This window comes from Lacinutrix himadriensis (genome assembly GCF_001418105.1).
Classification (GTDB): Bacteria; Bacteroidota; Bacteroidia; order Flavobacteriales; family Flavobacteriaceae; genus Oceanihabitans; species Oceanihabitans himadriense.
Map to the genome: position 1 here is coordinate 228,716 of NZ_LIQI01000027.1, position 13,294 is coordinate 242,009.

General features: G+C 33.0%; 12 protein-coding genes. 11 read left to right on the forward strand and 1 reads right to left on the reverse strand.

What is annotated here, in order from left to right; genetic code table 11:
* Positions 1-2: 2 nt before the first annotated feature.
* The 4 genes from AMD28_RS14240 (at position 3) to AMD28_RS14255 (ending at position 5,993) form a co-directional block, all read left to right on the forward strand.
* Positions 3-968, forward strand: a complete 966-nt coding sequence (locus AMD28_RS14240; RefSeq protein ID WP_083478325.1) for a YHYH protein — start codon at positions 3-5, stop codon at positions 966-968.
* Positions 934-1,566, forward strand: coding sequence for a toxin-antitoxin system YwqK family antitoxin (locus AMD28_RS14245; protein WP_241492523.1), 633 nt, complete (start codon positions 934-936; stop codon positions 1,564-1,566). The genes AMD28_RS14240 and AMD28_RS14245 overlap by 35 nt, the downstream gene beginning before the upstream one ends.
* Entirely contained in the window at positions 1,553-2,206 is a 654-nt protein-coding gene (locus tag AMD28_RS14250) for an SCO family protein (RefSeq protein WP_055444807.1), read from the forward strand. Before AMD28_RS14245 ends, AMD28_RS14250 begins: the two co-directional genes overlap by 14 nt.
* Positions 2,207-2,291: 85 nt before the next feature.
* Positions 2,292-5,993 (forward strand): metallophosphoesterase, encoded by a 3,702-nt coding sequence (locus AMD28_RS14255; RefSeq protein WP_055444808.1) that lies wholly within the window; start codon positions 2,292-2,294, stop codon positions 5,991-5,993.
* A 15-nt stretch (positions 5,994-6,008) separates the two neighbouring features.
* On the opposite strand, the gene AMD28_RS14260 is transcribed toward AMD28_RS14255, so the two are convergent.
* Positions 6,009-6,893: an AraC family transcriptional regulator gene (locus AMD28_RS14260; protein ID WP_055444809.1), complete on the reverse strand. Its 885-nt coding sequence runs from the start codon at positions 6,891-6,893 to the stop codon at positions 6,009-6,011.
* A 172-nt stretch (positions 6,894-7,065) separates the two neighbouring features.
* Here AMD28_RS14260 and AMD28_RS14265 point away from each other — a divergent pair, with 172 nt between their 5' ends.
* From AMD28_RS14265 to AMD28_RS14295, 7 genes are all read left to right on the forward strand, one after another.
* The gene (locus tag AMD28_RS14265; protein ID WP_055444810.1) at positions 7,066-7,365 is read left to right on the forward strand and encodes a putative quinol monooxygenase; all 300 of its coding nucleotides are present in this window, start codon (positions 7,066-7,068) and stop codon (positions 7,363-7,365) included.
* Between the two features lie 221 nt (positions 7,366-7,586).
* Positions 7,587-8,216 (forward strand): alpha-ketoglutarate-dependent dioxygenase AlkB family protein, encoded by a 630-nt coding sequence (locus AMD28_RS14270; protein ID WP_055444811.1) that lies wholly within the window; start codon positions 7,587-7,589, stop codon positions 8,214-8,216.
* A gap of 217 nt (positions 8,217-8,433) precedes the next feature.
* A complete protein-coding gene (locus tag AMD28_RS14275; RefSeq protein WP_055444812.1) occupies positions 8,434-9,108 on the forward strand; it encodes an NAD(P)H-dependent oxidoreductase in 675 nt (224 codons plus the stop codon).
* A gap of 27 nt (positions 9,109-9,135) precedes the next feature.
* Positions 9,136-10,143: a zinc-binding alcohol dehydrogenase family protein gene (locus AMD28_RS14280; protein ID WP_055444813.1), complete on the forward strand. Its 1,008-nt coding sequence runs from the start codon at positions 9,136-9,138 to the stop codon at positions 10,141-10,143.
* Positions 10,144-10,422: 279 nt separating this feature from the next.
* A complete protein-coding gene (locus AMD28_RS14285) occupies positions 10,423-10,896 on the forward strand; it encodes a cupin domain-containing protein (protein WP_055444814.1) in 474 nt (157 codons plus the stop codon).
* Positions 10,897-11,119: 223 nt separating this feature from the next.
* The gene (locus AMD28_RS14290) at positions 11,120-12,238 is read left to right on the forward strand and encodes an L-dopachrome tautomerase-related protein (RefSeq protein ID WP_055444815.1); all 1,119 of its coding nucleotides are present in this window, start codon (positions 11,120-11,122) and stop codon (positions 12,236-12,238) included.
* Positions 12,239-12,334: 96 nt separating this feature from the next.
* Entirely contained in the window at positions 12,335-13,288 is a 954-nt protein-coding gene (locus AMD28_RS14295; RefSeq protein WP_055444816.1) for a hypothetical protein, read from the forward strand.
* Positions 13,289-13,294 lie beyond the last annotated feature (6 nt).

Here is a 13,294-nt window from a genome sequence, read left to right on the forward strand (position 1 = left end):
ATATGAAAAACTTATTTAAATTCTCATTCTTATCACTATTCCTAGCTGTAATTATTTTAGCTTGTTCCAGTGATGATAATGGATCCAGTGAAGAAGAAGAGCTAGTAGAGACTACTTGGTACCTAGATGCAGATGGAGATGGTTATGGGGACCCAAGCGAATCTATCTTATCTACAACACAGCCTGATGGATACGTGAGTAATAACACAGATTCTGATGATACAGATCCAGACTCAGAAGCCGAAGTACAGCCAACTTTACACGCTGCTTTTGCAGACTTTGATGCAGATAATTTAACCATCATGTTAAGCGGTACAAATGTGGTAATAGAAAGTAATGGTTTGCCAAATCATACATCTCCTTATTGGTCTAATACAACATCAAGAAGCATTACTGGGCCAGATGGAAATACTATGATAACCGTTTCAGACGCTAATCATCCATTATGGGTTGAGCCAACGGTGACTTCTCAAGATCAAATGGCACCAGGAAATATTGATGATTTTAATGGTACGTATTCGTTAACCGTTTCTGCAAATCCGCAATTAGCATCTAGTTCTACCGCAACAGGTTTAGGAGCAATAGGTATTGCGATTAGTGGATCGATGATTTATAATGATGAAGAAGGGCCAAACATTCCTTTAGATAATGCTGTAGGATCTTTAGATTACACTGCTGCACATACAGGACCACAAAGTTACCATTATCACTTAGAAACAAAAGCTTGGTCTGAAGATGATGATAACTTAATTGGTATTATTGCAGATGGATTTTTTCTTTACGGAAGAAAATGTGATGCAACAGGAACATACCCTACAGATTTAGATGCATCAGGCGGACATACAAGTACTACACAACATACAGATGTTGCAGAATATCACTATCATATTCAAAACGAATTATATTTAAATTCTTATTACATTTTATTCCCAGGTGATTATCAAGGAACTCCAAGTAATATTCAATAGAAGCTGGATTGTTTTCAGTTTTATACTCTTTTTTAACTGTCAGAATAAGACCGTTAAACAGGAAGAGGGAAATAATGCCAAAACTGAAATTTCTTTACAAGAAGTTTCAAAATCAGAATTAATCTTAAAACCAAATATTGGGCTTGTCTATTACCAAGACAAGCCTTTTACTGGTATTTCAGTTCTAAAATTTAAAAATGGTATTAAAGTAGAATCCATTTCCTATAAAAACGGTAAAAAAAATGGATATTCTAAGAAGTGGTTTGACACTGGATTATTAAGTTTTGAAGCATTTTACTTAGATGGTAAATTAGAAGAAACATCAAAGTCCTGGTGGTTTAATGGTAATCTTCGTTCCCAGTCGCATTACAAAAATGGTATTGCAAATGGCATTCAAAAACAATGGTACAAAACTGGTGAAATTTTTAAAGAGATGACTATTGTTGATGGCAAAGAGGAAGGGATGCAGAAGGCTTGGAGAAGAAATGGTAAAATATATAATAATTACGAAGCAAAAAACGGTCGCATTTTCGGATTAAAACGCGCTAATTTATGCTTTCAACTAGAAGAAGAAATTGTACAAGATGAAAAATTATAGTCTAGCATTATTCTTGTTATTTGTAATAACAAGTTGCAAAAACAAAACCGAAGAAAAAATCAGTAGAGTAGATGCTTTACCATATTATAATGAAGCAAGTTTTACGCCTAATTGGTTAGATATTTCAGATCCAAAAGGAAATGTTGTTCATGAAATACCAAATTTTTCACTTACAAATCAAGAAGGAGAAACCATAACGCAAGAAACATTTAAAGACAAAATTTATATTGCAGATTTCTTTTTCACATCTTGTTCTGGTATTTGTCCAAAAATGACAGCAAACATGGCTGTTTTACAAGATGCATTTCTAAAAGAGGATGACGTATTACTAATGTCACATACAGTTACTCCAGATATAGATTCTGTTTCTGTTTTAAAACATTATGCAGAAAGTAAAGGAGTTATTACCAATAAATGGCATCTAGTAACTGGAGATAGAAAGGAGATTTATGACTTAGGAAGAAAAGCCTATTTCATAGAAGAGGATTTAGGAGAAATGAAAACCGAAGACGATTTTCTACACACCGAAAACTTTGTCTTAATTGATAAAAACAAGCACATTCGCGGGATATACAATGGTTTAAACAAAACAGCTATAGCCCAATTAATTGCAGATGTTAAAACGCTTAAAGCGGAATAAATACTTGTAATTATTAGATTTACCTTTCAGGAATACTTTTAAAGGCTAAGTAATTTTTATCTTAGCAGTAAATATTATTCTAGAAATGTCAAAAAAAATATTTTTCCAAGTATTCGCTTTTGTACTTATAAGTTCTTGCGCAACCTATAAAGCACAGTATAAAAATACTACAAACCTAAATACTTTTCCCGATAAGGAAATAGAGCATTCATTTTATTTAATTGGAGATGGTGGAAATTCACCAATGGGAGAATCTTCAAAAACAATCCAAGCTTTTAAATCCGAGTTATCTAAAGCTACCAAAAATAGTACAGCCATTTTTCTTGGTGATAATATTTATCCAAAAGGATTACCGAACAAAGAAAGCCAAGGTAGAGCTTTTGCAGAACATCAATTAAATACCCAAACACAAACTACAGCAGACTTTAAAGGAAATGCTATTTTTATTCCTGGAAATCACGATTGGTATAGCAACGGACTTAAAGGATTAAAACGCCAAGAAAAGTATATCGAGAAAATTTTAGGTAAAGATACTTTTTTGCCAGAAAATGGCTGTCCTATTGAGAAAGTCCATGTTTCAGATGATGTGGAATTAATACTTATTGATACCCAATGGTTTGTTACCAACTGGGATAACCATCCTACCATTAACGACGATTGTGAAATTAAAACCAGAGCACTTTTTTTTGATGAATATAGCAGTTTAATTAAAAAAGCTAGAGGTAAAACGACTATCGTAGCATTGCACCATCCTATGTATACCAATGGTTTACATGGCGGACAATATGATTTTAAAAGTCATATGACACCAATTCCTGTTTTAGGATCCCTAAAAAATCTATTGCGAATTACCACAGGAGTTTCAAATGCAGATATTCAAAACAAACGCTATAACGAACTAAGAAAACGACTGATAACCATTTCACAAGAAAATAGTAAAGTCGTTTTTGTTTCTGGTCACGAACATAATTTACAATATTTGGTGCAAGATAATCTACGTCAAATAGTAAGTGGTTCCGGATCTAAAGTGACACCTACTCGTAATGTTGGTGGCGGACAATTTTCTTACGGAACTCCAGGTTACGCTAGACTAGATGTATTTAAAGATGGTTCTTCGTATGTGCGTTATTATTCTGTAGAAGAGGATAAAATTGTATTTGAAACGGAAGTATTAAAACCAGATACCAACAAAACAGACACAACATATCCGGTAACTTTTCCGAAAGAAAAAACAGCTTCTATTTATACCGAAGAAGAAACAGATAAATCTGGTCTAACAAAATTTCTTTGGGGAGAAAGATATAGAAACACATACAGCACAAAGGTTACCGTGCCAACCGTTAATTTAGATACCCTTTTTGGTGGTGTTACCGTTGGTAGACGAGGTGGCGGAACACAATCTAAATCGTTGCGTCTTATTACTAAAGATGGCGAAAAGCAATACGTAATGCGCGCTATGCGTAAACAAGGTACACAGTATTTACAAGCTGCTTTTTTTAAAGATCAATATCTGGACGGAAAGTTTGACGATACAGCTGCCGAAGATTTAATTTTAGATGTATTTACAGGTTCACATCCGTATGCGCTTTTTACCGTTGGGGATTTATCGGATGCTGCTGGTGTCTACCATTTAAATCCGAAATTATACTATGTGCCAAAACAAAATGCCTTAGGAGATTTTAATGAACAGTTTGGCGATGAATTATATATGATTGAAGAGCATGCTTCTGATGGTCATGGAAATTTAGCAAGTTTTGGTTTCTCTAACACTATTTTGAGTACTTCAGATGTTATGGATAAATTGCATAAAGATGAAGATTTAGTTATGGATGAAGGTGCTTACATTCGTGCTCGTTTATTTGATATGTTAATTGGCGATTGGGACAGACATCAAGATCAATGGCGTTGGTTAGAGTTTGAAGAAAATGGTAAAAAAGTATATAGACCATTACCAAGAGATAGAGATCAAGTATTTTCCATCATGTCAGACGGTGCAATGCTTACCTCTGCTGTTGCCATTATTCCTACTGCAAGATTATTAAGAAAATATGATGACGATTTAGTAGATGTTAAAGGAGTCAATGTAGAACCGTATCCTTTAGATATGGAGTTTATTATGCTGTCGGATAAAGAAGTTTGGGATGCGCAAGTGAAGACCATTCAAGAAGGAGTAACAGATGAAGTTATAGATAAAGCATTTTTAAATTTCCCGGAAGAAGTTAGAGGAGAAGTTACCGATAAAATCAAACAAACGTTGAAAGCACGTCGTGCTAATCTTCAAAAAATTGCAGATAGATATTATAGTTTAATAAATAAATATGCGGTTATTAAAGGAACAAATAAAGACGATTGGTTTGATGTAGAACGTTTACCTAACGGAAAAACTAAAGTTATAGCATATAGAATAAAAGGTGGAGAAAAAGGAGATGTTTTTCATGAAAGAACCTATAATAGTGACGAAACGAAAGAAATCTGGATTTATGGTTTAGATGATGATGATGTGTTTCATGTATTTGGAAATAATACCAATAACCAAATGCGCGTGCGTTTAATTGGAGGTCAGAATAATGATATCTATAATATAGAACAGGGGAAGAAAGTTACTTTTTACGATTATAAATCTAAAGAAAATACCATTATTACTAATAAAGGGCATCAAAAATTCACGGATGATTATGAAACGAATGTGTACGATTATAAAAAGTTGAAAAACAATGTAAATCAGTTTATACCAACGCTTGGATCTAATCCAGATGATGGCTTTAAACTTGGCATTTCTAATACGTATACGGTCTACGGTTTTGAACGCAATCCTTTTACTTCCCAACACACACTTTCTGCCGCTTACTATTTTGCAACCAATGGTTTCGAATTAGATTATAAAGGAGAATTTGCCAACGTATTTAAAGGTTTAAATTTCGGATTAGACCTTCATTTTAATAGTCCGAATTATTCTATAAACTTCTTCGATTATGGGAATTCTACTCCAAATTTAGAAGCGGAAGATAACGAGGCTTTTGATGTAGGTTTAGATTATAACCGAGTAAAAATAAGAACATTTTTCGCGATGCCTTCTTTAGTGTGGCGCGGACAATTAGGAGGTTATTTTAAAGTAGGTGTTTTATTTGAAAACAATGAAGTAGAAAGAACTAATGGACGATTTATTAATTCATTTATAGGAGACGGAAACGAAGTAAGTGATACTTTTTATGGTGCAGATGCTGCGTATTCTTTTCAAAATAAAGATAATGAAGCTTTTCCAACTTTAGGAATGCAATTTGGGTTACAAATTGGTTTTAAAAACAATATAGATTCTAATAAAGGCTTTGGATATATCATTCCTGAATTAGGGTTTGATTATAAACTTATTCCAAGTGGTAAATTAGTTTTAGCAACCAACTTTAGCGGACATTTTAATTTAGGAGATAATTTTGAGTTTTATCAAGCTGCAACTTTAGGAGCAAATACTGGTTTGCGTGGGTATAGAAACGAACGTTTTACCGGTAAAAGTGCATTTGTGCAGAGTACCGATTTACGTCTTAATTTCTTAAGTCTTAAAACCAACTTATTGCCAATAAGTCTTGGTGTTTATGGTGGTGCCGATTATGGTCGTATTTGGGTAGATAATGATTTGGTTGCAAATAGAATGTACAATAGTGACAGTTGGAATACCTCTTTTGGAGGAGGTGTTTTTATGACTATGGTAGATATGTTTACTGCAAATGTATCTGCATTTAATAGTGACGATGGGTTGCGTTTAGCTTTTAAATTAGGCTTCGGGTTTTAATAGGTTTAGAACCTTTTAACTCGCGCAACTATTTCGCTTTAATAGCATGTATTCGCCCTTGTTTTTAAATTCACGGATAGAAGTTCCTGCGTAGCGTTTAAACGTTTTAGATAAATGACTTACGTCGGTAAAGCCCAATTCATCAGCGATTTGTGTTAAGGTAAAATCAGAATTTAACAATCGTATTTCTACCAATTTCAGCTTTGCTTTAATAATATATTCTCGCAAAGACATGCGTACTTGTTTCTTGAAAAACTCGCTTACATAGGTTGGAGACATCATAAAAACATCTGCTAAATTTTCAACTTTAAGTAATTCTATTTTATCAATGTTTTCATTAATATAGGTTAGCATTTTGGTAATTCTATCATCTGAAGTATTCTTAGGTAATTCAAAATAGCTACTCTTTTTAATATTTCTAATTAGGACCTCTAAAACACTAGTCATTAAGCTGGTTACTAAATTGATAGATGCATCACCGTAATTTCTAGATTCTTGTAGAATCATCCCAATTAAACTTTCTAAATGATTTCTATCTATTTCGTTTTTTATAATATCACCAGGCAATTGGTTGTAGTTGGATAAAATATAGGAAGCTTCTTTAAACCATTCGTTTCTATCAATATTTATTCTGTTTACATTTTTAAAGAACGAATCTGTAAATTTTAAAAACACAAATTGCGTAGGTTTTTCTATGGTAAAAGAATGGCATTTTAATGGAGGTAATAAAAACATACTTCCTTTAGCATAGGTATAATCATTAAAGTTGATACACTGCGAACCTTCGCCATCTTTAATTAAAACCAATTCGAAAAAATTGTTTTTAATCGGACGTTGTTTCCAATCGGTCAATTCTATTTCTTGTATTTCAAAAGGTTTATACGCTTCAATTACTTGCATAATGTTCTGTTTTACTACTAATTTTAAGCAAATCTAGATAAAAAAGAAATGTGAATTAAAAAAATCGTATCCAAAACCTTTAAATGTACATGATTATCCATGCATCTTACATAAAAGTCCTTGAGAATGAGAATATCTTTGTATTGAAATTAAATCTATTAATACTAATTATATGAAGAAATCATTTTTAACCATCGTAGCAAGAATTACTGCAAAAGAAGAACATACAGCATTTGTAAAAGCAGAATTACTGAAATTATTAGATGTAACTAGAGCAGAAGAAGGCAATATTAGTTATGATCTGCATCAAGATAATGAAAACCCAAATGTATTTCTATTCCATGAAAAATGGGTGAATCGAGAATTATGGCAAAAACATATGGCTAATAAATATTTAGCACATTATTTAAAAGTAACAGAAGATAAAGTGGAAGCGTTTATTTTAAATGAAATGACAGAAATAGTAAACTAGATATTAAATAGAGTGCATACTTGAAAATTAATAGGGATTAGAATTTAAATTCTAATCCCTATTTTTGTCTAAATCAAAACACTTTTATTATAATTATAATCGGTTTTTTTTATTAAAGATCTTAGAAAAAACAAGCTAGATGAATGCAATGAACACGATGAATTTTTGTTAGTTTTTCATTTTTATCCGATTAAAGTATAAACGATTCTACAAACAACGAAATGGATTTATTTAGTCAAACCGATTTATTTTCTACGGATGAAATTCGTAAAACAACATTTGATTTACCCGGAGCAGATGTCACGTTGTTTGAAAACTTTTTTTCTTCGGAAGAAAGCAATAGGCTTTACAATAGTTTGTTACAAAACACAATCTGGGAACAAGATCAAATGACCATTTATGGGAAGCAAGTGAATTTGCCAAGATTAACAGCCTGGTATGGAGATTCAAAAACAGACAGTTCTTATTACGATAAAAAACGAAAAATGCTTTCTTGGAATGATGATTTACTATTTATAAAAGAACGCATAGAAAAAGAAGTAGATATCCAATTTACGCGTTGCTTACTTAATTATTACAGAGACGGAAAAGATAGCGTCGATTGGCATCAAGATTATGAAGAAAGCCAACGAAAAAACACCGCTATTGGTTCTGTTACCTTTGGAGCAACAAGACCTTTTCAATTAAAACATGCGACTCGTAAAGATTTAAAACGGATTTCTATTCCCTTAGCGCATGGAAGCTTACTAGTTATGGAAGGTGCTACACAAGATAACTGGAAACATAAAATTCCTAAAACCACAAAGAAAATACTGCCTAGAATTAACTTGACCTTTAGATGGATCAAGTAAAATAATTAAGGTATTAATAGAGGATTACTATTTCATTTAAGGTATAAATAGAAGTGTATATCTGTGTTATGCTACTCAAATTAAGAAAATTTTAAGAATTAAAACCTTAAAAACCTCTATTTGTACATAGATCACCTTTTTTTATACTCTAAAAAAAGGCTTCGATGATTCTATCTTTGTCCCAGATTAATAAAACAACCTTTCAAAAACATATAAAATGAATACACCAAACATTGCAAAAGAAGATATATTAAACGCATTTAATTTTAGACATGCTACCAAAGAATTTGACGATACTAAAAAAGTTTCCGATGAGGATATGAAATTTATTCTAGAAACAGCACATTTATCTCCTAGTTCATTTGGTTTCGAACCTTGGCATTTTATTGTTGTTCAAGACAAAGAATTACGTGAGTTATTAAAACCTGTAGCTTGGGGAGCACCTTTAAAACTAGATACTGCAAGTCATTTTGTATTAGGTTTAAGTATGAAAGCACCAATGGTAAAACATGATGCAGATTACATTATGCACATGATGAAAGATGTAAAACAATTACCAGAAGATGTTATTGAAATGTATTCTAAATTCTACAGAGAATTTCAAGAAAATGATTTTGATTTAGATACAGATAAAAAATTATTCGATTGGTCTTCAAAACAAACCTACATCGCTTTAGGTAATATGATGACTGCTGCTGCTTTAACAGGAATTGATTCTTGTCCGATAGAAGGTTTTCATCAAGAAAAAGCAGAAGCGTTATTAAAAGAGAAATTCGGAGTAGATACCGATAAATATGGTTTATCCTTTATGACTGCTTTTGGGTATAGAAAAGCAGATCCAGAATTCGGAAAATCAAGAAGAAACTTTGAAGATATAGTAACGTTTAAATAAACATTTCCATCTAAAAAACACAAAAAAATGAAAGCAATAGGGTATAAAAAGAATCTTCCAATTGAAGATGTTAACTCATTACAAGACATAGAATTAAACACACCAAAAGCAACGGGAAGAGACATTTTAGTAAAAATTAAAGCCATTTCTGTAAATCCAGCAGATTATAAGGTACGTGCAGGAATGCCAGTAGAAGGTGACGATTGGAAAGTTATTGGTTGGGATGCTACCGGAATTGTAAAAGAAGTTGGAGAGGATGTCTCTTTATTTAAAGTTGGTGATGAAGTTTGGTACGCAGGAGATTTTACTCGTCAAGGGAGTTATGCACAATACCAAGTTGTAGACGAACGTATTGTTGGTAAAAAACCATCAAGTTTATCTTTTCCTGAAGCTGCAGCTTTACCGTTAACTTCACTTACGGCTTACGAAATGTTGTTTGATAGATTACAGGTTTCAAAAGACGATGCTAGCAAATCCATTTTAGTTATTGGTGCTGCTGGAGGTGTTGGTTCTATATTGGTGCAATTGGCTAAAAAGCTAACAAAACTGAATATTATTGGAACTGCTTCTCGCGAAGAAACTACAGCTTGGTTAAAAGATTTAGGTGCAGATTCTGTAATAAATCACAGAAATAAATTAAGTGAAGAGTTTGAGAAGTACAATTTAGCTGCACCAGATTATATTGTGAGTTTAAATGCAACCGAACAACACGCAGATGAAATCGCTAAACTTATTAAACCACAAGGTAGATTTGGTTTTATTGACGATCCAAAAACGTTTAACGTGATGCCTTTTAAAGCAAAAGCAGTTTCTACGCATATCGAATTTATGTTTACGCGTTCTATGTTTCAAACAGAAGACATGATAGAGCAGCACAATATTTTAAACGAAGTTTCTGGTCTAATTGACAACGGAACAATTAAAACCACTTTAGGGGAGAATTTCGGAATTATCAATGCAGAAAACCTTCGTAAAGCACATGCATTCCTGGAAACAGGAAAAGCAAAAGGTAAAATAGTTTTAGAAGGATTTTAATCTTTTTAGAAAGTATCATATAAAAATCAATTGTCACTTCGAGTGAATTTCGAGGAACGAGAAATTTGTATCGAGAAGCTTTTATAAAATTGAATGATCAATAAAATGACACTTCGAGTGTTTTTATTGAAATGCAATTAAAATAAAATAATTGTCACTTCGAGTGAATTTTGAGGCACGAGAAATTTGTATCGAGAAGCTTATTAATTCTAATGGTTCTCGATACAAAATTCTAAAAGAGAATTTCACTCGAACTGACAAAAAATAAACACTAAAAAAATGAATTTCAAATCCATTATAGCTGCATTAGCAGTAACAGCAATGCTTGTAGGTAATACAGTAAATGCACAAGTAACAACTAAAGATTCTATAGCAACTTCAAAAGTGCAACATTTCAATTTTGATAAAATGGAATCAGAAACTATTGGAGAAGGGATCCAACGTAAATGGTTTCATGGTGAAAAAGGACAAATGACCATTTTCAATTTAGAAAAAGGAGCTCATATTCCTTGGCATCACCATCCAAACGAGCAAATTACATATATCATGTCTGGTAAAGTAAAAATCAAAACTATTATTGATGGTAAAGAAACGTTTGTAGAAGTTGGAGCGGGAGAAGTTATTGTATTTCCAGAAAATGTACCACATGAGTTTTGGGCTTTAGAAGAAACAGTAGATTTAGATGTTCATGTTCCGGTTCGTGAAGATTGGTTATCTAAAGAATTACCAGAATATTTAAAAAAGAGTAAGTAAAATTTTAAAAGATGGTCACTTCGAGTGCATTTTGAGGTACGAGAAATTTGTATCGAGAAGTCTAGATAAAGTTGAATTTTTAATAATATGTCACTTCGAGTGTTTTTATTGAAATGCAATGAAAATAAAAATGTATCGAGAAGCTTATTAACTCTAATGGTTCTTGATTCAAAATTCTGAAAGAGAATTTCACTCGAACTGACAATAATAAATAATACAAAACATGAATTTCAAATCTATTATAACATCATTAATTTTTACAATAGTGTTTACCAGTCATACTGTAAAGGCACAAAACACGTTAGCTCAAGCAGAAGTTTTTGTAACTACAGCGCAAGCAGTTGGTAATATTACGTTTACGGATACTGGCGATTTAGTTTATAGTCATCATCCTTTTTTCTCACCAGAAAATAGAGTGATGATCATGGATGCCAAAACAAAAACAAGCAAACCGTTTCCTAATAAAGCGTGGAATACACCACGAACTACAGACGATAATTATCTAAGTAATGTTTTAGGTATTAGAAACGATGAAAACGGCATTGTTTGGATGTTAGATATGGCACAACGCGATAACGTAACACCTAAAATAGTGGGTTGGAACACAAAAACTAATCAGTTAGAACGTATTTATTATTTACCTAAATCTTCCGTACCAAAGCACGCGCAACCAAATGATATGGTGGTGGATACTAAAAACGGTTATTTTATAATTGCAGATGAAGGTATTGGAAATGGAGGAGATGGAAGCAATGGTGCCTTTATTATTGTAGACATGAAAACGGGTAAAACACGTCGAATACTTGAAGGTACACGCACAACATTACCAGAAAATACGCCAACAGTAATTAACGGTAAACATTTAGCGGTTAATGGTACGGATTTATTAGTCGGAAATGACGGAATTACTGCCGACGCTAATTTTGAATACATTTATTATGGTCCGTTAAACGGAACAAAAATTTACAGAATTAAAACTTTAGATTTAGTAAATGAAAATTTTACAGAAGAAGAGTTAGATCGTAAAATCGAAACCTATTCCGAAAAACCAAACAATGGAGGAATGAGTATGGATACAGCAGGAAATATTTATTTAACCGCTTTAGAAAGCAATAGTGTCGCTGTAGTTTTAGCAAAAGATAGAAGTGTAAAAACCATGGTGAAAGATGCTAATATGGTTTGGCCAGATGGCGTAAGCTATAATCATGTAGATGGTTACATGTACGTTTCCGCAGCACAAGTAAACAAAGGCGCTGTATTTAATGATAGTAAAGATTTGTCTACAAAACCATTTTACATTTTCAGATTTAAACCTATTACAACAGGGGTTTCTTTTAGATAATTTAGAAGTTAATGTCAGGTTAATGGTTCCTTAATTAAGCATAAGCGATATAAAATATCCTATTGCGACAGTTTTTGGTAAAAAAATATAAAAACAATGACAAATAAAAATATATTAGAAGAAGCTCGTTCGCTTACTTTACCTTCTCGTGAAGCTTCCTTAAAACGGGAACCTTCTGTATCTCAATTTTGGAACAATAACCAGAAAATATTGGAAGATGCATGGGCAGAATGGGAAATTGAAAACAAAGATAATTTACTAATCCCTGACGAAACGCTACTAGATCCAAGCTTGCAAAAGGCAATTAAAGATGCTTGGGAAAATCCAGAAAAAGAAAATGCTGTTGCCGATTTATGGGAAGAAATTATTCCTGGTGTTTATTCTGCACAGTTTTTTAACCCTGAACGCTTAGCGGATTTTCGTAAATATTTAGAAGCTGTAGTAAATTCACAAATTCCTAAACGAGCACCATACGGAATACAATTGAATCGTTATGGAATTATGCTTGATCCACGCTCAGAAGGCTATCTTGCAGCGCCTAATTTTCAAGCATTTTATAACGATATTATGGACCGTTATATGCGTCCGATTGCACGTTTGTTATTGGGTACTTATGGCTATGACAACCAAACATTTGGTTTTTCTATTCAGTACAATCCTGATAAAGATAAGGATTTACATGCGCATACCGATGCTTCGGCTGCTACCTTGAATATCAATATGAACTTACCCGATGAAGCATTTACAGGTTCGCAAGTTGACTTCTACGATAAAACCACAGGGAAAACGGTGCAAACTACTTTTGAATCAGGGAAAGCAATAATTCACAGAGGTGATGTAGCACATGCAACGCACCCGATTAGCAGTGGGCAACGTAGTAATTTGGTTGTGTGGTTATACGGAGACCGCATGCAAATCCCAAGAGGAGGAGAAAGTAGTTACGGTAGTGTGGATAACTCAGAATCTAAAGTGGTTACACCAGAAAGTACTAGTGCTCGAGAGCGTTGGAGTGTGCCAAACAGTCCTAAAGATACCTCTGCACCTTTTTAAAAAGAT